This is a genomic window from Herbaspirillum seropedicae, from assembly GCF_001040945.1.
Classification (GTDB): Bacteria; Pseudomonadota; Gammaproteobacteria; order Burkholderiales; family Burkholderiaceae_D; genus Herbaspirillum; species Herbaspirillum seropedicae.
In genome coordinates this window covers 3,655,486-3,677,986 of record NZ_CP011930.1, presented here as the reverse complement: position 1 = coordinate 3,677,986, position 22,501 = coordinate 3,655,486, and the positions used below count along the sequence as shown (strand labels likewise).

The following is a 22,501-nucleotide window of genomic DNA, read 5'->3' as shown; positions in this document are numbered from 1 at the left end:
TGGCCGGTGGCACGGGGCTTGCTGAAGAAGTTGCCGGAACGTGCTTTGCAGGCTGCATCCGCGCAGCCTTGCACCATGTTCCTGAATCGAACAGGCAAAACATCATCATGAATGCATCACTGACTACTGCGGCGTCGCAACCGACCCGCCAGACGCTGGACATCCTCACCACCCTCATCGGTTTCAATACCGTCAGCCGCGAATCCAATCTGGGCCTCATCGAATGGGTGCGCGATCACCTGGAGCGCCATGGTGCGGTCACTCGCCTGACCTATGACGCCGAGCGCCGCAAGGCCAATCTGTTTGCGACCCTGGGCGATGCCGGGCCGGGGCGCTTTGGCACGGTCTTTTCAGGTCATACCGATGTGGTTCCGGTGACCGGCCAGAAATGGGATACCGATCCCTTCGTGGCGCACGTCGCCGATGGCAAGCTGTTTGGCCGTGGCGCTTGCGACATGAAGGGGTTCATCGCCATCTGCATGGCGCGCCTGCCCGCCATCGACCTGGCGCGGCTGCATACGCCGCTGCATTTCTCGTTCTCCTATGACGAGGAGGTGGGCTGCCTGGGCGTGCGCGAATTGTTGGCCGACCTGCAGCAGAACGACATCCGGCCCACCGGTGTGATCATCGGCGAACCGACCATGATGCAGCCGGTCATCGCGCACAAGGGCAAGCGCTCCTATCGCTGTTCGGTGCACGGCCATGCGGCGCATTCGTCCTGCCCGCACCTGGGCATCAACAGCATCGACTTTGCCGCCATGATGCAGTTGAAGATCCGCGAGATCGCCTTGCGCGTGCGGCATTCGGGGGTGCAGGATGATGACTTCGATGTGCCGTATTCATCCATTGCCACCACGCTCACCAGCGGCGGCAATGCGCCCAACATCATTCCGGACAAGGCCGAGTTCGTCTTCGAGCACCGCTTCCTGCCCGGCATCGATCCGGCCGAGGTGTTCGAGGAAGTGAAGGCCTATGCGGAGCAGGAAATCCTGCCGCAGATGCGCATCGATGGCGTGCAGGGGCGCATCGAGTTCGAGACGCTGACTTCCTATCCCGGCATGTGTACGCCAGCCGATGATCCCTTGGTGACGTCGGCCCTGCGCATCCTGGGTAGCGAGCGGGCGCGCAAGGTCGGGTTTGGCACCGAGGGCGGGCTCTTCGGCCAGGCGGGCATGCCGGCGGTGATCTGCGGGCCGGGTGACATTGCGCATGCGCACAAGCCCAATGAGTTCGTGACGCTGGAACAGCTGGCGCGCTGCGAGCGCTTCTTCGACAACTTCATCGCCTCGGCGCATCTGCAGCCAGTCTGATCCGGCGCGGGCAATGAAAAAGGCGCTTGTCCTGAGCGGGACAAGCGCCTTTTTCGTTCTACGAGGCCGAATCAGGCCGGCGCGCGCACGCGCTTGTCCAGCGAGGCCGAGAAGGCTACGGTGGCCAGTCCCAGCAGGGCGAAGAAGGCGCCGATCAGCGGCAGGTCGGTCAGCGGCAGGCCGGCCGAGATGGCCAGGCCACCCACCCAGGCGCCAGTGGCATTGCCCAGGTTGAAGGCGCCCTGGTTCAACGTGGAGGCCAGGTTGGGCGCGCCGCGCGCGGTATCGAGCACGCGGATCTGCGCGCCCGGCACCACCGCAAAGGCAAACGCACCCCAGGCAAACATGGTCGCCAGCGTCGGCCACTTGTAATGGCTGGTGATGGAGAACAGTCCCAGCACCACGGCGATGCAGAGGAAGACGCCGCACATCACCGGCATGAGCTTCCAGTCGGCCAGCTTGCCACCCACCAGTCCGCCCACGGTAATGCCGGCGCCAAAGAGCAGCAGCACCCAGCTTTCCTGCTGGGTGGTGAAGCCGGTCACGTCCAGCAGGATGTAGGCGATATAGGTGATGACGCTGAACATGCTGATCGAGGCCAGGGTCGAGGTCAGCAGCGAGAGTTGCACGCGGGTGTCGATGATGGAGCGGAATTCCTGGAAGATATTGCCCGCCTGCATGGGAATCTTCTTGGGCAGCATGGTCCACAGCATGATCGCGGCCAGCACGCCGATGGCGGTCACCGCTCCGAAGGTCGAGCGCCAGCCGGCGGCATGGCCGAAGGCGGTGCCCAGCGGCACGCCCAGGATGTTGGCCACGGTCAGGCCGGTAAACATCAGCGCCACGGCCTGGGCGCGCTTCTGCGGGGCGACCAGTTCGGCTGCCACCACCGAGCCGATGCCGAAGAAGGCCGCATGGCAGAAGGCCGTCACCACCCGCGCCACCATCAGGAAGACATAGTTGGGCGCCAGGGCGCACAGCACATTGCCCAGGATGAAGAGGCACATCAATCCCACCAACGCCTGCTTGCGCGGCCACTTGGCGGTCAGGATGGCGAGGATGGGCGCACCAGCGGCCACGCCCAGGGCATAGCCGGAGACCAGCATGCCGGCTGCCGGCGCCGTTACGCCCAGATCACGGGCGACATCGGGCAAGAGGCCCATGATGACGAATTCGGTGGTGCCGATGCCAAAGGCGGCAACGGCGAGGGCAAACAGGGGCCAGTTCATGCGCAGTCCAGGTGGAGGGGGTGGAGGAGGGGCGCGGCGGACAGGCCGCACAAAGCCGAACAAAGCCGCAAGTTTACCGTTGGATGCAAATCGTTGCAGGACTCAGGCCGGATCGGCCGCGAGAGGACGGGCAAACCAGCTCTTCAGGCATGACATCAGCGCGCCATAGGCCGGCAGGAAGAACAGCAGGCTGATGGCGATCTTGAAGCCGTAGTCGACCAGCGCGATCTCGATCCAGTGCTCGGCCATGAAGGGATCGCTGCTGCGCCAGAACGCAATGGAGAAGAAGGCGATGGTATCGCTGGCATTGCCGAAGATCATCGACACCGACGGTGCCAGCCACCAATGGCGCGAGGCGCGCAGGCGGTTGAAGACCTGCACGTCCAGTACTTGCCCCAGCACATAGGCCATGAAACTGGCCGCCGCGATGCGCGCCACGAATACATTGAAATGCGCCAGCGCGCCGAAGCCCTGCCACTGCCCCATGTAGAACAGCGCCGAGACGCCATAGGAAATGAACAGCGCCGGCAGCATCACCGCAAAGATGATGCGACGGGCCAGCGGTGCGCCGAAGAAGCGCACGGTCAGGTCAGTGGCCAGGAAGATGAAGGGGAAGCTGAACGCCCCCCAGGTGGTATGCAGGCCGAAGAGGGCGACGGGCAATTGCACCAGGTAATTGCTGGACGTGATCACCAGCAGGTGGAACAGGGAAAGCCAGGTCAGCAGCGCGGCATGGCGGCGCAGGTCGAGAGTCGTCATATGAACCTTTTTGATGAATGGGGGCGAGGGAACCCATGGCAACAGCCTTTGCCGACGGCACAAGGCGAAGCCCGCCATTATAGCCCATTGCGCCGGGCGGCCAGCCTGGACGGCCCGTTCGGGGTACACTGCTGCGTTTTGCCGGCAGGAACATCTCATGAACAGCAAGAAGGCAACCCTGGTCGGCCTGACCGCCGTGGTCCTGTGGAGCGCCATCGTCGGCCTGATCCGGGGCGTCAGTGAACACCTGGGCGCCACCGGCGGCGCAGCGGCGATCTATACGGTGGCCTCGGCGATCCTGCTGCTGACGGTGGGCATGCCCCGGCTGCGCAGCTTCCCGCGCCGCTATCTGTTCTGGGGCAGCCTGCTCTTCGTGAGCTATGAGCTGTGCCTGTCGCTGTCCATCGGCTATGCCAACACGGCGCGCCAGGCCATCGAGGTCGGCATGGTCAATTATCTGTGGCCGACCTTCACGCTGACCGCCGCCATCCTGTTCGGCAAGCAGCGCGCCACCTGGCTGATGGCGCCGGGATTCGTCCTCTCCATGCTGGGTATCTGCTGGGTGCTGGGCGGCGACCAGGGGCTGGATGTGGCCGGCATGCTGGAGAATATCCGCGACAATCCCTTGAGCTATGGGCTGGCCTTTGCGGGCGCGCTGATCTGGGCTGCCTACTGTACCGTCACCACCCGCATCGCTGCTGGCATGAATGGCGTGACACCCTTCTTCATGATGGTGGCCGTGGTGCTGTGGGTCAAGGTGCTGGCCGGCGGCCACCTCGCCGAGCTCAGCATGAGCCTGCCGGCGCTGGTCTACCTGCTGCTGGCCGCAGCGGCCATGGGGCTGGGCTATGCGGCCTGGAATGTGGGCATCCTGCACGGCAATGTCACGGTGCTGGCGGGCGCATCCTATTTCATTCCGGTGTTTTCCTCGGCGCTGTCGGCGCTGCTCTTGCGCTCGCCCTTGCCAGGCGCGTTCTGGATCGGGGCCGGGCTGGTCTGCGCCGGTTCCATCCTGTGCTGGATCGCCACCCGCAAGGCGGCGCCGGGGTCTGCCCGGGCCGATGCAGTTCAGAACCTGTAGCTCACGCCCACCCGCACCACCGGATAGAGATTGTAGCCATGCACCTTGTCATTGAGTTCCGCGTTCTCGGCCGCCACGTCATTGGCCAGGCGCGCGCAGATCAGCGCGGAGGCAGTACAACCCGAACTGCTCAGCGAGCTTGAGCCATTGCCCTGGAACATCACGCCGGCATCGGCGGTAAAGCCCCAGCCCTTGTCAGGTGCGACCGCATTGCCGTAACCCACGCCCAGGTAGGGGGCGAACTTCTTGAAGTCGATGCGACCGTCCACCTGCCCGGCCTGGGACGCCAGGTAGGTATTGCCGTTGAGGGTGTAGGTGCCGTTGTTCCTTGGGCGTCCGGTGGCGTCGATCTTATTGCCGTTGTAGATCACGCCGGTCGAGAGGCGCAAGCCATTGGAAAACGGGAACCAGTCCAGCAGGGCGTCGAAGGTGCGCAGCTTGGCCTTGGCGTCATAATTGACGCTGTTGGTGCTGGAACTGAACGAATAGTCGAAGTAGTTCACCCCGAAGCGGGCATTCCATTGCGGCGCCAGCGGCACGCTGAGGTGGACGCCCACCCCGGTCGTGCCCAGCTCGCCCGAGAGGCCAAGGCCGGCGGCGTGGGCCGGCAGGGTGGTGATGGCCAGGGCGGCGCCGAGGCAGGGCAAGGTGGTGCGCAAAAAATTCATGGTGATTCCCCCGTGGTCTTAACATTGATGATCTTGGGCTCATCTGCTTGCAACTCATCAGTAACGGTAGTCAGTTTGCATGCAGGGCCGGTTCAGATCAGAGGCTAAGGAGTTGCCTGGGGGAAGTAAAGCGCGACAGGTGCAAAAAAGCGGCGCAATGCTGCATTCCTGCCACGTCAGGCCTTTTGATACACATCAAGGTGTTTTTGCGGGGGAGCCGATATCCTGCAAGCTCCAGTCAATACCAGCTCGCCCGGTGGGCTCGCGGCCCAGCGCATGTGCGCGCCGCGTCAGTCCGGCGTGGCAGCCGGCCAGGAGCATCGCATGCAAGTCGCCCATCCGTCCACCCTGCAGTCTTCCGCCAGTCTCGCCGGCATGAACAAGAGCGTGCTGCGCAGAATGGACCAGCGTGGTCCGCGCTACACGTCCTATCCCACTGCAGACCGTTTCACCAGTGACTTTGCCGTCACCGACTACCTCCATGCGGTGTCCGACCGTCGCAGCATGAGCGCCTGGCGCGCCTTGTCGCTGTACCTGCACATTCCGTTCTGCGACACCATCTGCTATTACTGCGCCTGCAACAAGATCGTCACCAAGAACCGCGCCAAGGCCGCGCTCTACCTGAGCTACCTCAAGCGCGAGATCAGCATGCAGGGCTCGCTCTTTTCGGGAATGAACCAGGTCGAGCAACTGCACTTCGGCGGCGGCACCCCGACCTACCTTTCGGATGAGCAGATGTCGGACCTGATGGACCACATCCGCCACTGCTTCACGCTCGCACCTGACCACGTCGGCGAATACTCCATCGAGATCGATCCCCGCACGGTGTCGGTGGAACGCGTCCACAAGCTGCGCCAGCAGGGCTTCAACCGCATCAGCCTGGGCGTGCAGGATTTCGATCCCGAGGTGCAGCTGGCCGTGAACCGTGTCCAGTCGGAAGAGCAGACGCTGGAGATCATCCGCGCCGCCCGCGATGCCGGTTTCCGCTCGGTCAGCATCGACTTGATCTATGGCTTGCCCAAGCAGAACGTGATGTCCATGTCGCGCACGCTGGCCAAGGTGATCGCCGCCAGCCCGGACCGCATCGCCGTCTACAACTATGCGCACATGCCGCAGCTCTTCAAGACCCAGCGCCAGATCAAGGAAGAAGACCTGCCCAGCGCCGACAGCAAGCTCGACATGCTCTCGCTGTGCATCCGCCAGCTGACCTCGGCGGGCTATGTCTATATCGGCATGGATCACTTCGCCAAGCCCACTGACGACCTGGCCATTGCCCAGCAGCAGGGTCGTCTGCACCGCAACTTCCAGGGTTACTCCACCCATTCGGAGACCGACCTCGTGGCCTGCGGCGTATCGGCCATCAGCGCGGTGGGCGGCAGCTACAGCCAGAACGAAAAGACCCTCGACGACTACTACGCCCGCCTGGAAAATTCCACGCTGCCCATCGCCCGTGGCATCCAGCTGGGCATGGATGATGTCTTGCGCCGCCTGATCATCCAGCGCCTGATGTGCAATTTCGAGTTGTCGATCAACTCGCTGGAAATCGCCTATCCCATCGTCTTCCGCGAATACTTCGCCAGCGAGATGGAAAAGCTCAAGCAGCTGGAAGAAGACGGCCTCATCAAGATCGAACCGGAATGGATCACCGTCGAGCCCAAGGGCCGGCTGCTGATCCGCAACATCTGCATGGTCTTCGATCGCTACCTGAACCAGGAGCGCGAGAAGGCCGCCAGCCAGAACAAGGATGCCCCGCAGCGATATTCGCAGACGGTCTGAGCGGGAGCGGGAGTGAATCTGCTGCCGATCTTCCTGGTAGGCCTGATGGGGAGCGTCCATTGCATCGGGATGTGTGGCGGCATCGTCGGCGCGCTCAGTTCGGCGGCGCCCGTTCGTCCGACGCCCACGCCGGCTGCGCCCCTGCTGTCGGTGGCCGCGCCCGGTCGCAATGACGGCGCGCGACTGCTGCGCATCATTCCCATTCATCCCGCCGGTGGCGTCCAGGTCCAGGCCATGGCCCAGGATCTGGTGCGGGTGCTGTGCTACAACCTGGGCCGCCTGTCCAGCTATGCGCTGGCCGGTGCATTGGCCGGCGGTATCGCGGCAGGGTTGCTGCGCGGTGCCGATGTGCTCGGCTGGCTGGCGCCCGCGCAGCGGGTGGCTTACCTGATCACCAATATCGTGCTGGTCCTGCTGGGTCTGTACCTGACCCAATGGTGGCCGGCGCTGGCGCGTCTGGAGCAGTGGGGCAGCGCCTTGTGGGTGCGTGTACGCCCGCTGGCCGCGCGCCTGGTGCCGGTGGATACGCCGGCCAAGGCCTTGCTGCTGGGCAGCCTCTGGGGTTGGCTGCCCTGCGGGATGGTCTACAGCGCCTTGTTGACGGCCTTGATGGCCGGCAGCGCCATGCAGGGGGCATTGACCATGCTGGCCTTTGGCGCCGGCACCTTGCCAGTGTTGCTGGCGGCTGGCCTGTCCGGTGCGCGCCTGCGCCAGCTGGCGCAGCGTCCGGCGGTGCGTCTGGCGGCCGGCGTGGTCGTACTGGCTTTCGGAATAATGGGTTTGCTGCGTGGCGCCGAGATCGGCGGCATGGGCATTGCACGCGGCTGGATCGATGTGTTCTGCATCAGTCCGGCGCATGGGGGATGACGATGAGCAGTGAAGGGAGCGGGGACGGGAGCGGCGAGGGGACACTGTGTTTCCATTGCGGCCAGCCGGTGCCGGCCGGACAGGCGTGGACGCTGGAGATCGGCGGGGCGCGGCGTGAGCTGTGCTGCGTCGGTTGCCAGAGCGTGGCGCGACTGATCGTGGACAGCGGCTGCGAAGACTTCTACCTGCGCCGCACGGCGCCTTCGGCCCGGGTCGATCCCGAACAACTGCTCCCGCCCGAACTGGCCTTGCTGGAGCAGCCGCAGCCAGCGCCGGATCAGGCCCATGCCGCCGACGCCAGCGCGGAGCTGGTCCTGTCCATCGATGGCTTGCGCTGCTCGGCCTGCGTCTGGCTGATCGAAAAATACCTGGCGCGCCTGCCCGGCATGCAGATGGCCGAGATGAACGTGGCTACCTCACGGCTGCACCTGCGCCGCGATCCCGCCTTGTGTTCCACCGCCACCATCCTGCGCGGCCTGCGCGGGCTGGGCTATACCGCCTATCCCTTCGATCCCCTGCGCCAGGGTGAACAGGCGCGCCGTGCCTCGCGCCGCCTGTTCCGCCAGTTGTTCATCGCCGGCCTGTCGATGATGCAGGTGATGATGTATGCCGTGCCGGTCTACATGACCCATGAGGGCATCGATCCCGACATGATGTCGCTCATGCGCTGGGCCAGCCTGTTCCTGACCATTCCTGCGGTGTTCTATTCGGCCTTGCCATTCTTCACCGGCGCCTGGGCCGGACTGCGCGCCCGTGCACCGGGGATGGACCTGCCGGTGGCCATCGGCATCGCAGCAGCCTTCCTGGCCAGCGCCATCGCCACCTGGCGCGGCGAGGGCGAGATCTGGTTCGACAGCGTGAGCATGTTCATCTTCCTGCTGCTGGGCAGTCGCTACCTGGAGGCGGCCGCCCGCCGCAAATCCGCGTCGGCGCTGGAGCGCATGCAGCAGGCCTTCCCGGCCTCGGCGCTGCTGGCGCCAGGCTATCCGGAGCAGCGCGAGACCACCCTGGTGGTCGCAGCGCAATTGCGCGAGGGTGATGTGATCCTGGCGCGTCCGGGCGATACCATCGCGGCTGACGCCTGCCTGCTGGAGGGCGCGGGCGAGTTCGACCTGGCCCTGCTGTCGGGCGAAAGCCGTCCCCAGTCTTTCCAGATCGGCCAGGAAGCGCCCGGCGGCGCGGTCAACCTGAGCCAGCCGGTGTTCCTGCGGGTGGTGCGCGCCACCGGCGAAAGTACGCTGGCCGCGCTGACCCGGCTGGCCGAGCAGGCCGGACAGGGCAAGCCTGCGCTGGCCCAGTGGGCTGACGTCGTGGCTTCGCGCTTCGTAGTGGCGCTGCTGCTGCTGGCTGGGGCGACTTTCCTGGCCTGGCAATTGATCGATCCGACGCGTGCCTGGTCCACCGCCATTGCGGTGCTGGTGGTGTCTTGTCCCTGCGCCCTGTCGCTGGCGACACCCTCGGCATTGGCGGCCGCCACTGATCGTCTGCTGCGGGCCGGTACGCTGATCGTGCGTGGCAATGTGCTGGAAACCCTGCAACGCGCCGACACCATTGTCTTCGACAAGACCGGCACGCTCACCCAGGGACGTCCGCAGTTGACCGCCTTGTGGTCGGATGTGGACTGCCAGCGCTCGCTGGCGATCGCCGCTGCCATGGAGCGCGGCAGCCTGCATCCGCTGGCCAAGGCGCTGGTGGAGGAGGGCGCGCGCCGGCAGGTGGACGCCCTTGAGGTGGAACAACTGACTTCGGTGACGGGGGCGGGCATGCAGGGCATGATCGAGGGCGACCTCTATCGCATCGGCTCGCGCAGTTTCGTCGCTGGGCTGGCGGGCACTGCATTGCCACCGGTCCTGTTGCAGTCGGCTGCCAGTGGGGCGGGCAGCGTCTATCTGGGTAGCAGCGATGGTTGGCTGGCGCGCTTCGACCTGGCCGATGCCTTGCGCACGGATGCGGTCGCGACCGTGGCGGCTTTCCGCGCACTGGGCCTGCGCACCATCCTGCTCAGCGGCGACCAGCCCGAGGTCTGTGCCGAGGTGGCCGCCGCAGCCGGCATCAGCGAGGTGCAGGCAGCCTGCACGCCACAGGGCAAGCTGGACTATGTGCGCAATCTGCAGCGGGACGGGGCGGTGGTGGCCATCGTTGGCGATGGCATCAACGACGCGGCCATGCTGCGCGCCGGCGATGTCTCCTTCGCCATGGGCAAGGGCGCGGCGCTGGCGCAGGTCAGTGCCGATGCCGTCATCATGAGTGACCGCCTGCAGGCCGTGGCCGATTGCGCGGCGATGGCGCAGCGGACCATGCACATCGTGCGCCAGAACCTGGTGTGGGCGGCGACCTACAACTTCCTGGCCATTCCGGCAGCAGCCTTCGGCCTGCTCGATCCCTGGATGTCGGCGGTGGGCATGTCGCTCAGTTCGCTGCTGGTGGTGGGCAATGCCTTGCGCCTGAGCCGTCGGCAGGTGCGTTCTGCTGCAGAAGCACAGCCGGCGGCGGTACGTCCCGCGCTGGCGGGAGCGGCCTGATGGAAGCGCTCTATCTCCTCATTCCCCTGAGCACCCTGCTGGTCTTCCTGGCGATCTGGGTGTTCTTCCGCGCCTCCGACAGCGGCCAGTTCGATGACCTCGAAGGGCCTGCCATGCGCATCCTCCACGACGATGATGCCGCCGTCCCGCAAGAGCCATCCGGCGGCGCGTGATTGTGTGCACTGCGGTTGACGCAGACCGTTGTTTCCCCGTCTTTGTTCCCGCGCTTCTCCCCATTTTGATACACGTCAAGGCTGCCGGAAGCTGCGCCCCGTAAGCTCGCATTGACCAGTACTCAACATAGTGGGGAGAGTTTCGTGAGCAAAGAAAATAGCTACAACTACACGGTTGTGCGCCAATTCACCGTGGCGACCATCCTGTGGGGCGTAGTCGGTATGTTGGTCGGCGTGATCATCGCCGCCCAACTGGCATGGCCTGAACTGAACATGGGGGTACCCTGGCTGAGCTTCGGCCGGCTGAGGCCCCTGCATACCAACGCGGTGATCTTCGCCTTCGGCGGCTGTGCGCTGATGGCCACTTCATATTACGTCGTCCAGCGCACCTGCCAGGTGCGCCTGTTCTCCGACTTCCTGGCCGCCTTCACCTTCTGGGGTTGGCAGCTGGTGATCGTCGGCGCCGCCATCTCGCTGCCGCTCGGTCTGACCCGTGGCAAGGAATACGCCGAACTGGAATGGCCCCTGACCATCCTGATCGCCGTCGTCTGGGTGGCCTACGCGGTGGTGTTCTTCGGCACCCTGATCAAGCGCAAGGTGCAGCACATCTACGTGGCCAACTGGTTCTACGGCGCCTTCATTATCGCCGTGGCCATCCTGCACATCGTCAACGGCATGACCATGCCGGCCACCCTGACCAAGTCGTACTCCATGTACAGCGGCGCGCAGGATGCGATGATCCAGTGGTGGTACGGCCACAATGCCGTGGGCTTCTTCCTGACCGCCGGCTTCCTGGGCATGATGTACTACTTCATTCCCAAGCAGGTCAACCGTCCGGTGTATTCCTACCGTCTGTCGATCGTGCACTTCTGGGCGCTGATCTTCACCTACATGTGGGCCGGCCCGCACCATCTGCATTACACCGCGCTGCCTGACTGGACCCAGTCGCTGGGCATGGTGTTCTCGCTGATCCTGCTGGCGCCGTCCTGGGGTGGCATGATCAACGGCATGATGACCCTGTCGGGCGCCTGGCACCAGCTGCGCACCGATCCCATCCTGAAGTTCCTGGTGGTGTCGCTGTCCTTCTACGGCATGTCCACCTTCGAAGGTCCGATGATGGCCATCAAGACCGTCAACGCCTTGTCCCACTACACCGACTGGACCATCGGTCACGTCCATTCCGGCGCCCTGGGCTGGGTCGGCTTCGTCACCATGGGGGCGATGTACTACCTGATTCCGCGTCTGTCGGGCAAGACCCAGATGTGGAGCAAGGACTTGATCGAGATCCACTTCTGGGTCGCCACCATCGGCATCGTGCTCTACATCGCCGCGATGTGGATCGCCGGTGTAATGCAAGGCCTGATGTGGCGCGCGGTCAATGCCGACGGCACCCTGACCTATACCTTCGTGGAAAGCGTCAAGGCAACCTATCCGTACTACGTGATCCGTCTGATGGGCGGCCTGATGTACCTGTCCGGCATGCTGGTGATGGCCTACAACACCTGGCGCACCATGCGCGGCACCGAGCTGGCTGTCGCACCGATTCCTGCCGTGACCAACGCTGCGCACTGATTTGGGGGAAATGATGAAGTTTTCGCATGAATGGATCGAGAAGAACCCCTGGCTGCTGATCGGCCTGGTGCTGCTGGTGGTGAGCATCGGCGGCCTGGCCGAGATCGTGCCGCTGTTCTTCCAGAAATCGACGACCGAACCCATCGCTGGCCTGAAGCCCTATTCGGCCCTGCGCCTGGCTGGCCGCGACGTGTACATCCGCGAGGGTTGCTACAACTGCCACTCGCAGATGATCCGCCCGCTGCGCGCCGAGACCGAGCGCTATGGCCACTATTCCGTGGCTGGCGAATCGGTCTATGACCACCCCTTCCAGTGGGGTTCCAAGCGCACCGGTCCTGACCTGGCCCGCGTGGGTACCCGCTACAGCGACGAATGGCATCGCGCCCACCTGCACAATCCGCGCGACGTGGTGCCCGAGTCCAACATGCCGGCCTACCCATGGCTGGAGCAGGCCAAGCTGGACAACTACGACATCGTCTCGCGCATGAAGGCCTTGAAGCGCATCGGCGACCCGTACACCGAAGAAGACATCAAGAATGCCCCGGCCGAGCTGGTCGGCAAGACCGAGCAGGATGCGCTGATCGCCTACCTGCAAGGCCTGGGCGTGCTGATCAAGGCGGAGAGATAAGACCATGATTGAAATGATTACCGATCCACGCAGCCTGATCACGCTGATCAGCTTCATCACCTTTGCCGGCATCCTGTGGTGGACCTACATCGGCCACAAGCCCGCTGACTTCAAGCAAGCCGAGATGATTCCCTTCGCCGATGGCGACATCGGCCAGCCGGCCCAGGAAGGCGTTGACAAGGAGGTGCGCCATGGCTGATTTCACCAATGGTTTCTGGAATATCTGGATCATCGTGCTGACCGTGCTGGGTATCGTCGGCTGCACGCTGCTGCTGTGGCAGCAATCGAACTGGAAGGTCAAGAAGGGCGAGGAAAAGGCGGCCGGTTCCACCACTGGCCACGTCTGGGACGAAGACCTGACCGAGCTGAACAACCCGCTGCCGCGCTGGTGGATGTGGCTGTTCTACCTGACCATCTTCTTCTCCATCGGCTACCTGGTGGCCTATCCGGGCCTGGGCAACCTGCCCGGCACCCTGGGCTGGCGTTCCACCGGCGAGCACGATGCCGATGTGAAGGCCGCTGAAGCCAAGTATGGTCCGCTGTTCAACCACTATCTCAAGCAAGACCTGAAGGTGGTGGCTGGCGACTCCCAGGCCCACGCCATCGGCGAGCGCCTGTTCCTGACCTACTGCGCCCAGTGCCATGGTTCGGATGCCCGCGGCAACAAGGGCTTCCCTAACCTGACGGACAACGACTGGCTGCATGGCGGCACCCCTGAAATCATCAAGGAAACCATCATGAAGGGCCGCCACGGCGTCATGCCGCCGATGGCCGCAGCCGTGGGTACCGACAAGGATGTCGACAACGTCGCCAACTACGTGCTCAGCCTGTCCGATTCGACCCATGATCCGATCAAGGCCGAGCTGGGCAAGTCCAAGTTCGCTGCCTGCATGGCCTGCCACGGTCCGGGCGGCAAGGGTAACCAGGCCCTGGGCGCCCCCAATCTGTCGGACAAGATCTGGCTGTATGGCGGCAGTATCGACACCATCAAGGAAACCATCAACAAGGGTCGCGACAATACCATGCCGGCGTTTGGCGAGTTCCTCGGTGAACCCAAGGTGCATGTGCTGGCTGCCTATGTGTGGAGTCTTTCCAACAAGCCCAGCAACGCGGCAGCCAAGTAAGACCTCATGCCGCGCATGAGGTGCTAGTTCCGCCGCCGGGGCCGACGCTGACACAGATCGGCGCGGTCCCGGCGCAGTAGGTAACGCGCTCCCTCCACAAGACCAGGAGCGCACAGAGAGTGAAGGCAGATCAGGCAAGACCATGGAAAAAGCCGTGATGAAACCCAGGCAGGACAAGGAAGGGGACCCGCCACCCGACACCGGTGACAGCAAGACAGGCAAGGATGAATATGCCGTCATCCGCATGTATGCGGCGCGCGAGCAGATCTACCCGCGCGAAATCCAGGGACGTTTCGCCAGCCTGCGCTGGCTTTGTGTCTTTCTGACGCAGCTGGTGTTCTACGGACTGCCGTGGATCAACTGGAATGAGCGTCAGGCCGTGCTGTTCGACCTGGCTTCCCGCAAATTCTATCTGTTCGGCCTGGTGCTCTGGCCGCAGGACTTCATCTGGCTGGCGGCGCTGCTGATCATCTGCGCCTTCAGCCTGTTCTTGTTTACGGCCGTGGCTGGCCGCGTCTGGTGCGGCTATTCCTGTCCGCAGACGGTCTATACCGAAATCTTCATGTGGATAGAGCGCCGCATCGAAGGCAATCGCAGCGCCCGCATGCGCCTGGACCGCCAACCCTGGTCGTTCGACAAGCTCTGGCGCAAGTCGGCCAAGCACCTGGCCTGGGGCGCGGTGGCCTTGTGGACCGGCATCAGCTTCGTCGGCTATTTCTCGCCCATCCGCGACCTGCTGCCCGAGATCAGCGGCTTTGCGCTGGGTCCGTGGGAGAGCTTCTGGATCCTCTTCTACGGCTTCGCCACCTATGGTAATGCGGGCTGGATGCGCGAGCAGGTCTGCAAGTACATGTGTCCGTACGCCCGCTTCCAGAGCGCCATGTTCGATCGTGATTCGCTCATCATCACCTATGACGTGGCCCGTGGCGAACCTCGTATGCCCGCCGCCAAGGCGGCCAAGCTGGACACCGGCGCCCGTGCCGGCGACTGCATCGACTGCACGATGTGCGTGCAGGTCTGCCCCACCGGGATCGATATCCGCCAGGGCCTGCAATACATGTGCATCGGTTGCGCCGCCTGTGTGGATGCCTGCGACAGCGTGATGGACAAGATCAAGCGGCCGCGTGGACTGATTCGCTACTCCACCGAGAATGCGGTCGAGCAGGGCTTCTCCACGGCGGAGATCCGGCGTCGTCTGGTGCGCCCGCGCATCTTGATCTACGGCGCCATCCTGGGCGCCGTCATTGCCCTGTTCGCCGGTTCGCTGTGGGTACGCACCCCGCTGAAGCTGGACGTGATCCGCGACCGTGGTTCGATGGGGCGCGAAGTCGAAGAGGGCATCATCGAAAACGTCTATCGCCTGCAGATCATCAACACCGATGAACGGGGGCACCGTTATCTCGTACGCGCCAAGGGCCTGGCCGGACTGAGCGTGGATCCGGCGACTCCCATCGAGGTGGCGGCTACGCAGACGGTCTCGGTGCCGGTGCGCGTGCGCGCGCCGCACGGTGCGGGCGAAGTCGGCTCCAACAAGATCCGCATTGAACTGGAGGCCGAAGACCAGCCTGCGCTCAATGTCAGCGAAAAAGCGGTGTTCCTGGTGCCCCGGCGCTGATCGGACCCGATCTCACCTAAAGAGGAAATCATGCAGACCATGTCTCCCAAGTTCGCCAGCACTGCTGCCGCTGTTCCCTGGTATCGCCATCGCTGGCCCTGGCTCCTGATGGCCGGTCCGGCCGTGGTGGTGGTGGCGGGCGTCTTTACGGCCTGGCTGGCCATCTCGCGCGCCGATGCGCTGGTGGCGGACGACTACTACAAGCAGGGCAAGGCCATCAACAAGGACTTGCGCCGCGATCACGAGGCCCAGCGCCTAGGCGCGGCCATCGACATCGCCTATGACCCGGCGGCCGGCGTACTGCGTGGCCGCCTGCAACTGCGCCAGCCGGCCCCGCAGGCGCAGTCCCAGCTTGCCGATCAGGCAAGCCGGACACTGATCCTGAACCTGGTGCACCCGACCCAGCCGTCCAAGGACCGTACGCTGCAGGTGCAGCCGGCCGCCGACGGCAGTTTCTCGGTCCCGCTGGTGGAAATGGAACAGGCCCGCTGGCGTCTGGTGGCCGAAGACGGCAGCCATGTGTGGCGCCTGCACGGCACCTGGGCGTGGCCGCAACAGCGCAGCATGGAAATGAATGCCGAGGCCTACGCACCGGCCGAATAATGCGCTAAGCTGAAGCACCGAGCCGACGCAAAGATCGGCAGTCTACGGAAGAAATAACTGAAGGAGACAGCCATGCGCAAACAGCAACGCAACATCGCCATCGTGATCTGGGTGGCTTTCCTGATGGCCACGGCGGCCGAGGGAATATTCTTTTCCATCTTCAACCCGGATGACCTGGCCATGGCGGCCGGGCATGAGTGGGAGGCGCTGGGCGCCTACACGGTCGGGTTCTTCTGTTTCTGGGTGAGTTTTGCGATCTGTGGCCTGCTGGCCGTGAGGCTGACGCAGACCTTGCCCAGGGAACGTCTGCGTCACGTCGCTTAGCGGCCGATCGCTGTTGGCCGTTGACCGTTGGTCGTTGACTGCGGGCCCGCTGGCCGATGAGGCCAGCCCTCAGCTGGTGCTGCGGGTCGGCGTCGCGGTGCAGGCGTCCACGCCTGCGGCCAGGCGCTTCAATGCGGCCAGGTCGACTACTTCCACATCACGTTGCTCCACGGCCAGCAAGCCCTGCTTGCGGAACTTGGAGATCAGCCGGCTGATGCTTTCAATGGTCAGGCCGAGGTAATTGCCCACGTCCTGGCGTGTCATGCGCAGCTGGAAACGCGTGGAGGAATAGCCGCGTGCGGCGTAGCGTGAAGAGAGGTTCACCAGGAAGGCGGCAAAACGCTGTTCAGCACGCATGTTCCCCAGCAGCATGATGACGTTCTGTTCGCTGGTGATCTCGTGGCTCATGATGCGATGGAAGTGGCGCAGCAGATGGGGAATCTGGCCGAACAACTGTTCCAGGCGGGCGAAGGGGATCTCGCAGACTTCGCTGTCCTGCAGGGCCACGGCGTCGCACTGATGCTGTTCGGTGCTGATCGCATCCATGCCCAGCAGTTCGCCAGGCATCTGGAAGCCGGTGATCTGGCGGTCGCCGTCCAGGTTTTCCTGATAGGTCTTGAAATGGCCCACGCGCACCGCATAGAGCGCCGTGAAGCGGTCACCGATGCGATAGAGGAAATCGTCGCGGGCGACCTTGCGGCGACCGATGATCTTGTCCAGGCGCTTCATGTCGGACTCATCCAGACCCATGGGCAGGCACAACTGGTGCATGCCGCAGGCAGTGCAGCTGCGCAGCGCCGAGCTGGCGGCAGCCTCGCGGGCCGCGGTCAGCGACGAGCAGTGGGTCAGGGGGGCAGCGGCGTTAGCCGGCGTGGTGATCGGAGTGGAGTGGCAAGACTGGTTCATACGATGTTCCCGGCGGACATGTGGCAATCGAATGACTCGATTTTAAGTGCGCGGAACAATATAGGAAGCACAGTATTCCCGAATCAGACGGCATTTCTTGTCCCAGATCAAACATGTCGGAACTAAACGGCCGGCAACGCTACGGAAGGCCGGAAGACCGCCAGATTGAGGTGGGAAATACCACACAAATTCGATGCAAGCGGACAGAAGGAGAGGGGCTGCAATGAGGGTAGGGGAGCGGCCTTGATGGGGGAAAGTGGGCGGTGTCGCGGGGTTACCGGGGACCCGCGATTGCCCTTCCATGCGACCGTCTTGTTATTGAAACTTCCGTGGCGGTGAAACTTCGGTGCTGAGGACGGGCGTCCTCAGCGGGGTCATGCTTCGGCCATGCTCTTGCTCATTTCCGGCAGTGGCAGGGGCTGGCTGGTGGGACGGCCACGGTAGTCAGTCCAGCACAGGCGCTTGAAGTCGTAGAGCTTGCAGCGACGGGCGGTATCGAAATACCAGCGCCAGGAGAAACGCTGGATGACGATGCGACCGGGCAGCATGGTTTCCAGCTTCTTCTGCGCCTGCTTCAGGCGATACAGCGGCACGCTCATGTCGACGTGGTGCGCGGTGTGCTCCATGATGTGATGCAGCAGGGCGCCCCAGAAACGGCCAAAGGTCAGGTGCACGGTGGTGGAGACGAAGGGCTGGGCAGCGGCCCAGGTGACCTTGTCGTCGTACCAGGCGACCGAAGTATGGGTGTGGTGGACATACACCACGAAGCCGATCATGGCCTTCCAGAACAGCAGGGGAATGACAAAGCCGGTCACCAGCAGGGTCCAGAACGATTGTCCGGTGGACTGCGCGGCCCAGGCCAGGCCGCCGACCCAGACAGCAGCGACGGCGGTCACCAGTGCGCCATCCCACATGAATTCGGCGCGGCGGGTGGGCATCTGCTTCTTCGAGGGGAAATACATGCGCTTCCACCACATGTCGATCATGTAGTACAGACCGGGGCCGAAGCCGCTGCGATAGATGCGCTCCAGGCGCTGACGCCAGCGCGGCAGGGCGTTGAACTCTTCGAGCGAACGCGGCTGCCAGACGAAGTCGAAGCCCTTCAGGTTGGTGTAGCCGTGGTGCACCACGTTGTGGCCGACGGCCCACAGGCTGTAGGGCGTCAGCGAAGGCATGAACAGCAGGCGGCCCAGCCAGGTGTTGAGCTTGCGGTTGGGCGTGAAGGCCTGGTGGCAGGCGTCGTGGCCGAGGATGAACAGGCGGCCGATGATGAAGCCATTGACCACGCCCAGCGCGATCTTGGCCAGGAGCCACGGCGCCCAGACAATGGCGGCCAGGCTGGCGCCGAACAGTGCGAAATCGATTACCGAGAGCAGCAGCGCGATGGCGGTGCTGCGCTTGCTCAGGGGGATCACCCAGGATCGGATCACCTTGCGGTGGGGCATCGGTGCGCCTGGGGCGACCGGCAGGTTATGGGATTGCGAAGTCGTCGACATCGTGGTTACCTCTACGTACAGTGAAACGTTGGACAGGGGAGCATGCCGCATGAGACTGCTCCAGCTAACGCTGCAAATGGCGGATGGCGTTTGCAAGGATGGCCGGCTGTCGGCGTGTCGCCGATGGCGGACGTTAGCGTGCTTCCCAAAAAACAACGCGACCGGTCATCATGGATGACGGATCGCGCCGTTTGGGTGCGGCAAGAATACCTTAGAAACGGTAACCCACGCCAACGCCGATGAGCCACGGATCGATCTTCACGCTGGAGATCTTGGCGCCGGCGGCAGTCTTCACGTCGCTGGAAATCTGCACCTTCTTGATGTCGAAATTGATCAGCCAGTTCTTGTTGATCTTGTAGTCCGCGCCGATCTGCAGGGCGCCGCCGAAGCTGCTGTTGTCCAGTTGCAGACCGCCCGAGATGTTCACGCTGGAGATGCGGGTGTAGTTGATACCGGCGCCGACGTAGGGGCTGAAGGCCGAGTCAGGCATGAAGTGGTATTGCACCAGCAGGCTGGGCGGCAGGTGCTTGAAGGTACCGATCTTGGAACCGTTCAGGCGCACGTCCTGTTCTTGCGGATAGGTCAGCACCAGTTCAGCGGCGATGTTCTTGGTGAAGAAGTAGCTGATGTCGACTTCGGGGATGGTCTTCGAGTTGATCGTGATCAGATCCGAAGCGCCCTGGCCGTTGATGGGGTCGGACTTGTTTTCCGGGCTCAGGTGGACGGCGCGCACGCGCACCAGCCATGGGCTCTGGGCCTCCTGGGCGAAGACGGGGGCAGCGAAGGAGGAAGCGAAAGCCGCAGCAGCGGCAGCAATAGTGACGATTTTTTTCACGGTTTTTACCTGTCGAGTGAGGATGTGCGAAAGGTACGCGTGAAGTGGCTGTCCGGCTTTGATGCCGATCAAGCGCGGCCATGGCTGCACCCCGATGAGGCAAAAGCTGAACGGCCCGGACCTGCGATGACAGGTCCGGGCCGTTGTGCTGTAAAGGCCGGCAGTTGTGCTGCGCAGTCGCGCTGACCTTATTCCTTGTAGCGCGCTTCCCGTGCCAGCTTGGTCAGGTTCTCCGGATCTTCAAACGCCTTGTAGTAGGCGTTGAGCGCCGGTGCGCCGCCGAGGTGTGCATACAACACGCGCTGGCCCTTGAAGTGTCCCTTCTTGGCCATGTCGATCAGGCCGTCGATGGATTTTCCTTCATAGACCGGATCGGTCAGCATGGCTTCCATCTCGGCTGCGGTGCGGATGGCGGCGATGGTCTGCTCGCTGGGCAGGCCATAGGCCGGGCCGCTGTAGTCGGGAATGATCTCGATGTCGGCATCACGCACGATGACGCGCTTGCCACCCTTGGAGGCGATCAGTTCGCTGGTGTCGTTGGCGATCTTGGTGACGGCGCGGCGGGTCATGGCTTCGTCGTCGGCGGTGTCGATGCCGATGACGCGGCGACGTTTTTCCTGAGCGGCAAAGCCCACCACCATGCCGGCCTGGGTGGAACCGGTGCAGGTGGCCACGACGATGTTGTCGAAGAAGACGCCCAGCTGCTGTTCCTGCATCGCCACTTCATCGGCGAAGTTGGCATAGCCCAGGCCGCCCAGCGGGTGGTCGGAAGCGCCAGCCGGGATCGCATAGGGCTTGCCGCCCTTGGCGCGCACTTCTTCCAGGGCGCGGGCCCAGGTGTCTTTTTCGGTGGTGGAATAACCATAGCCGCCCATGATGGGATTGCCGCCCATGATGCGGGTCAGCAGGATGTTGCCGACCTTGTCGTAGACCGGGTCATCCCATTCCAGCCAGGTTTCCTGCACGGTATAGGACTTCATGCCCACCGCGGCAGCGGCCGCGCATACCTGGCGCGTGTGGTTGGACTGGATGTTGCCGATCGAGACCAGTGTGTCGCAGCCCTTGGCCAGTGCGTCGGCCACCAGCCATTCCAGCTTGCGGATCTTGTTGCCGCCGAAGGCCAGGCCCGAGGACACGTCATCACGCTTGGCCCAGACTTCCACGCCCAGCATGGCGGAGAGACGTTCCAGCTTGTGGATGGGGGAGGGGAAGAAGCCCAGCGTCTTGCGCGGGAAGAGTTTGTCTAATGCCAGCATGGGTTGCTCCGGTTCAGGTGAATTCAGGTCAGGGTTGAGGTCCGATTCATATCGAATCGACGGGATCAACTTTACGCCTGGGCGACAAAATGGTGCTTCCGAATTTATGGCATTATTTGGTTCATAAAGTTGATGGAATATGATTCGTCGAAATATTGATTCGATTAAATAATTTAAAACGGAATAATCATCATGTCACTCGATCGCATGGACAAGCGCATCCTCAAGGCGCTGCAGAAGGATGGCCGCATCGGCAATGCCGAGCTGGCCAAGAAGCTGGGCATGAGCGCCACGGCCTGCTGGAACCACACCAAGCGCCTCATGGAAGAGGGCTATGTGAAGGAAGTGCGCGCCATCCTCGATCCAGAAAAACTGGGGCTGCCGGTGCTGGTGACGGTGGGCGTGGTGCTGGACCGCTCCACGCCGGAGAGCTTTGCCGAATTCGAAAAGGCGGTGCGCGACATTGCTGCCGTCCAGGAGTGCCTGCTGCTGGCTGGGGAATTCGATTACTGGATCAAGCTGCGCGTGAAGGACCTGCAGGCCTTCAACCGGCTGCACGCCAATACGCTGCTGCGCCTGCCGGGCGTGCGCCAGTTGCGGTCCTTCTTCGTCCTCAATGAAGTGAAGAACAATCCGGAGCTGGTGGTGGAATAGAAATGAAGGAGATGCGCACGAGGAAGACGAGGAGGGAAATGAAGAATCCTCAGCGACGCTCTATACTTTCTTCTTTGTTCGTCTCTTCAAGGATTTGCTGATGACCTCCACCGCGACCACGACCTCCGCCACAACGCTGCGTACCTTCTATCCTCCCATCGAGCCCTACGACCATGGCTTGCTGGACGTGGGCGACGGCCATCGCGTCTACTGGGAGGTGTGCGGCAATCCCAAGGGCAAGCCAGTGGTGTTCCTGCATGGTGGTCCGGGAGGAGGCTGCGGTCCTTCGCATCGCCGCCTGTTCAATCCCGAGAAATATCGCATCGTGCTGTTTGACCAGCGCGGTTGCGGCCGCTCGCAGCCGCACGCGAATCTGGAAGCCAACACCACCTGGGACCTGGTGGCCGATATCGAACGCTTGCGTGAGATGCTGGGCATCGAACGCTGGCAGGTCTTCGGCGGTTCCTGGGGCAGCACGCTGGCGCTGGCCTATGCGCAGACGCATCCGCAGCGCGTGACCGAGCTGATCCTGCGCGGCATCTTCCTGTTGCGCCAGGCTGAGCTGGATTGGTACTACCAGGAAGGCGCATCCTGGATGGCGCCGGATCGCTGGGATGAATTCCTTGCTCCCATTCCCGTGGCCGAGCGCGGCAACCTGGTGCATGCCTATCGCCAGCGCCTGACCGGCGATGACGAGACCGCCAAGCTGCAGGCCGCACGCGCCTGGAGCCGCTGGGAAGCCAGCACCATCACGTTGGTGGCCGATGAGAGGCTGATCGATTCCTTCAACGACGCGCAGTTCGCGCTGGCCTTTGCCCGCATCGAGAACCATTACTTCTTCCACAAAGGCTTCATGGAAGAGGGGCAATTGCTGGCCAATGCAGCGCGGCTGGAAGGCATTCCCGGCGTGATCGTGCAAGGCCGCTACGACCTGGCTACACCGGCCAAGTCGGCCTGGGATCTGCACCAGGCATGGCCGGGTTCGCAGCTGCACCTGATCGACAGTGCGGGTCATGCCTACAATGAGCCGGGCATCCTGGACCAGCTCATCAGGGCCACCGATCATTTTGCCGACCGCTGAGCATGTTCTTCAATGCGGGCGG

Annotated in this window: 22 protein-coding genes; 15 read left to right on the top strand and 7 right to left on the bottom strand. The window is 63.3% G+C overall.

From position 1 onward, the window contains the following. Positions 1-107 precede the first annotated feature (107 nt). On the top strand, positions 108-1,310 hold the full coding sequence (gene argE / locus ACP92_RS16070) for an acetylornithine deacetylase (RefSeq protein ID WP_013235158.1): 1,203 nt from the start codon (positions 108-110) through the stop codon (positions 1,308-1,310). Between the two features lie 71 nt (positions 1,311-1,381). Here the strand turns inward: argE and ACP92_RS16065 are convergent, their stop codons facing one another. Together ACP92_RS16065 and ACP92_RS16060 are read right to left on the bottom strand one after the other, a co-directional pair. Beyond that, complete coding sequence (locus tag ACP92_RS16065; protein WP_013235157.1) at positions 1,382-2,539, bottom strand: MFS transporter; 1,158 nt, start codon at positions 2,537-2,539, stop codon at positions 1,382-1,384. Between the two features lie 102 nt (positions 2,540-2,641). Further along, positions 2,642-3,298, bottom strand: coding sequence for a 7-cyano-7-deazaguanine/7-aminomethyl-7-deazaguanine transporter (locus ACP92_RS16060; RefSeq protein ID WP_013235156.1), 657 nt, complete (start codon positions 3,296-3,298; stop codon positions 2,642-2,644). A 157-nt stretch (positions 3,299-3,455) separates the two neighbouring features. Here ACP92_RS16060 and yddG point away from each other — a divergent pair, with 157 nt between their 5' ends. After that, entirely contained in the window at positions 3,456-4,379 is a 924-nt protein-coding gene (gene yddG / locus ACP92_RS16055) for an aromatic amino acid DMT transporter YddG (protein ID WP_013235155.1), read from the top strand. Here yddG and ACP92_RS16050 read toward each other — a convergent pair. Continuing rightward, on the bottom strand, positions 4,367-5,047 hold the full coding sequence (locus ACP92_RS16050) for a hypothetical protein (RefSeq protein WP_253909687.1): 681 nt from the start codon (positions 5,045-5,047) through the stop codon (positions 4,367-4,369). The genes yddG and ACP92_RS16050 overlap by 13 nt on opposite strands. A 324-nt stretch (positions 5,048-5,371) precedes the next feature. Here ACP92_RS16050 and hemN point away from each other — a divergent pair, with 324 nt between their 5' ends. The 11 genes from hemN (at position 5,372) to ACP92_RS15995 (ending at position 16,251) form a co-directional block, all read left to right on the top strand. Continuing rightward, positions 5,372-6,823 carry an oxygen-independent coproporphyrinogen III oxidase gene (gene hemN, locus ACP92_RS16045; RefSeq protein ID WP_013235153.1) on the top strand — a complete coding sequence of 484 codons (1,452 nt, stop codon included), beginning with the start codon at positions 5,372-5,374 and terminating at the stop codon, positions 6,821-6,823. A gap of 12 nt (positions 6,824-6,835) precedes the next feature. Further along, complete coding sequence (locus ACP92_RS16040; RefSeq protein ID WP_013235152.1) at positions 6,836-7,690, top strand: sulfite exporter TauE/SafE family protein; 855 nt, start codon at positions 6,836-6,838, stop codon at positions 7,688-7,690. Between the two features lie 2 nt (positions 7,691-7,692). Beyond that, a complete protein-coding gene (locus tag ACP92_RS16035; RefSeq protein WP_013235151.1) occupies positions 7,693-10,212 on the top strand; it encodes a heavy metal translocating P-type ATPase in 2,520 nt (839 codons plus the stop codon). Beyond that, positions 10,212-10,385, top strand: a complete 174-nt coding sequence (gene ccoS / locus ACP92_RS16030; RefSeq protein ID WP_013235150.1) for a cbb3-type cytochrome oxidase assembly protein CcoS — start codon at positions 10,212-10,214, stop codon at positions 10,383-10,385. Before ACP92_RS16035 ends, ccoS begins: the two co-directional genes overlap by 1 nt. Positions 10,386-10,529: 144 nt before the next feature. After that, entirely contained in the window at positions 10,530-11,957 is a 1,428-nt protein-coding gene (gene ccoN / locus ACP92_RS16025) for a cytochrome-c oxidase, cbb3-type subunit I (RefSeq protein WP_013235149.1), read from the top strand. 13 nt (positions 11,958-11,970) lie between these two features. Continuing rightward, positions 11,971-12,585 (top strand): cytochrome-c oxidase, cbb3-type subunit II, encoded by a 615-nt coding sequence (gene ccoO / locus ACP92_RS16020; protein ID WP_013235148.1) that lies wholly within the window; start codon positions 11,971-11,973, stop codon positions 12,583-12,585. Positions 12,586-12,589: 4 nt separating this feature from the next. Beyond that, positions 12,590-12,784 carry a cbb3-type cytochrome oxidase subunit 3 gene (locus ACP92_RS16015; RefSeq protein ID WP_041310998.1) on the top strand — a complete coding sequence of 65 codons (195 nt, stop codon included), beginning with the start codon at positions 12,590-12,592 and terminating at the stop codon, positions 12,782-12,784. Further along, positions 12,777-13,709, top strand: coding sequence for a cytochrome-c oxidase, cbb3-type subunit III (gene ccoP, locus ACP92_RS16010; protein WP_013235147.1), 933 nt, complete (start codon positions 12,777-12,779; stop codon positions 13,707-13,709). The genes ACP92_RS16015 and ccoP overlap by 8 nt, the downstream gene beginning before the upstream one ends. A 142-nt stretch (positions 13,710-13,851) precedes the next feature. After that, positions 13,852-15,324: a cytochrome c oxidase accessory protein CcoG gene (gene ccoG / locus ACP92_RS16005; protein ID WP_041310996.1), complete on the top strand. Its 1,473-nt coding sequence runs from the start codon at positions 13,852-13,854 to the stop codon at positions 15,322-15,324. Between the two features lie 30 nt (positions 15,325-15,354). Beyond that, entirely contained in the window at positions 15,355-15,927 is a 573-nt protein-coding gene (locus ACP92_RS16000) for a FixH family protein (protein WP_013235145.1), read from the top strand. 72 nt (positions 15,928-15,999) lie between these two features. Beyond that, the gene (locus tag ACP92_RS15995; protein WP_013235144.1) at positions 16,000-16,251 is read left to right on the top strand and encodes a hypothetical protein; all 252 of its coding nucleotides are present in this window, start codon (positions 16,000-16,002) and stop codon (positions 16,249-16,251) included. A 69-nt stretch (positions 16,252-16,320) separates the two neighbouring features. Here ACP92_RS15995 and fnr read toward each other — a convergent pair whose 3' ends face one another. The 4 genes from fnr to ACP92_RS15975 form a co-directional block, all read right to left on the bottom strand. Beyond that, on the bottom strand, positions 16,321-17,157 hold the full coding sequence (gene fnr / locus ACP92_RS15990; RefSeq protein WP_013235143.1) for a fumarate/nitrate reduction transcriptional regulator Fnr: 837 nt from the start codon (positions 17,155-17,157) through the stop codon (positions 16,321-16,323). A 374-nt stretch (positions 17,158-17,531) separates the two neighbouring features. Beyond that, the gene (locus tag ACP92_RS15985; protein WP_041310993.1) at positions 17,532-18,602 is read right to left on the bottom strand and encodes a fatty acid desaturase; all 1,071 of its coding nucleotides are present in this window, start codon (positions 18,600-18,602) and stop codon (positions 17,532-17,534) included. A 262-nt stretch (positions 18,603-18,864) separates the two neighbouring features. After that, positions 18,865-19,488, bottom strand: a complete 624-nt coding sequence (locus ACP92_RS15980) for an OmpW/AlkL family protein (protein WP_013235140.1) — start codon at positions 19,486-19,488, stop codon at positions 18,865-18,867. Positions 19,489-19,676: 188 nt separating this feature from the next. Continuing rightward, entirely contained in the window at positions 19,677-20,744 is a 1,068-nt protein-coding gene (locus ACP92_RS15975; protein ID WP_013235139.1) for a 1-aminocyclopropane-1-carboxylate deaminase, read from the bottom strand. Positions 20,745-20,936: 192 nt separating this feature from the next. Here ACP92_RS15975 and ACP92_RS15970 point away from each other — a divergent pair, with 192 nt between their 5' ends. Both ACP92_RS15970 and pip read left to right on the top strand, forming a co-directional pair. Next, positions 20,937-21,398 (top strand): Lrp/AsnC family transcriptional regulator, encoded by a 462-nt coding sequence (locus tag ACP92_RS15970; RefSeq protein ID WP_013235138.1) that lies wholly within the window; start codon positions 20,937-20,939, stop codon positions 21,396-21,398. 100 nt (positions 21,399-21,498) lie between these two features. Continuing rightward, on the top strand, positions 21,499-22,479 hold the full coding sequence (gene pip / locus ACP92_RS15965) for a prolyl aminopeptidase (protein ID WP_013235137.1): 981 nt from the start codon (positions 21,499-21,501) through the stop codon (positions 22,477-22,479). Positions 22,480-22,501 lie beyond the last annotated feature (22 nt).

Bases quoted from the DNA above. Each gene is read 5' to 3' on its own strand.
- ACP92_RS16015 (WP_041310998.1), top strand. From the start codon at position 12,590: ATGATTGAAATGATTACCGATCCACGCAGCCTGATCACGCTGATCAGC.
- ACP92_RS16000 (WP_013235145.1), top strand. From the start codon at position 15,355: ATGCAGACCATGTCTCCCAAGTTCGCCAGCACTGCTGCCGCTGTTCCC.
- ccoS (WP_013235150.1), top strand. From the start codon at position 10,212: ATGGAAGCGCTCTATCTCCTCATTCCCCTGAGCACCCTGCTGGTCTTC.
- argE (WP_013235158.1), top strand. From the start codon at position 108: ATGAATGCATCACTGACTACTGCGGCGTCGCAACCGACCCGCCAGACG.
- yddG (WP_013235155.1), top strand. From the start codon at position 3,456: ATGAACAGCAAGAAGGCAACCCTGGTCGGCCTGACCGCCGTGGTCCTG.
- ACP92_RS15985 (WP_041310993.1), bottom strand. From the start codon at position 18,602: ATGCCCCACCGCAAGGTGATCCGATCCTGGGTGATCCCCCTGAGCAAG.
- ACP92_RS15995 (WP_013235144.1), top strand. From the start codon at position 16,000: ATGCGCAAACAGCAACGCAACATCGCCATCGTGATCTGGGTGGCTTTC.
- ccoO (WP_013235148.1), top strand. From the start codon at position 11,971: ATGAAGTTTTCGCATGAATGGATCGAGAAGAACCCCTGGCTGCTGATC.
- fnr (WP_013235143.1), bottom strand. From the start codon at position 17,157: ATGAACCAGTCTTGCCACTCCACTCCGATCACCACGCCGGCTAACGCC.
- pip (WP_013235137.1), top strand. From the start codon at position 21,499: ATGACCTCCACCGCGACCACGACCTCCGCCACAACGCTGCGTACCTTC.
- ACP92_RS16060 (WP_013235156.1), bottom strand. From the start codon at position 3,298: ATGACGACTCTCGACCTGCGCCGCCATGCCGCGCTGCTGACCTGGCTT.
- ACP92_RS15975 (WP_013235139.1), bottom strand. From the start codon at position 20,744: ATGCTGGCATTAGACAAACTCTTCCCGCGCAAGACGCTGGGCTTCTTC.
- hemN (WP_013235153.1), top strand. From the start codon at position 5,372: ATGCAAGTCGCCCATCCGTCCACCCTGCAGTCTTCCGCCAGTCTCGCC.
- ccoG (WP_041310996.1), top strand. From the start codon at position 13,852: ATGGAAAAAGCCGTGATGAAACCCAGGCAGGACAAGGAAGGGGACCCG.
- ccoP (WP_013235147.1), top strand. From the start codon at position 12,777: ATGGCTGATTTCACCAATGGTTTCTGGAATATCTGGATCATCGTGCTG.
- ACP92_RS16050 (WP_253909687.1), bottom strand. From the start codon at position 5,047: ATGAATTTTTTGCGCACCACCTTGCCCTGCCTCGGCGCCGCCCTGGCC.
- ACP92_RS16065 (WP_013235157.1), bottom strand. From the start codon at position 2,539: ATGAACTGGCCCCTGTTTGCCCTCGCCGTTGCCGCCTTTGGCATCGGC.
- ACP92_RS15970 (WP_013235138.1), top strand. From the start codon at position 20,937: ATGTCACTCGATCGCATGGACAAGCGCATCCTCAAGGCGCTGCAGAAG.
- ACP92_RS16035 (WP_013235151.1), top strand. From the start codon at position 7,693: ATGAGCAGTGAAGGGAGCGGGGACGGGAGCGGCGAGGGGACACTGTGT.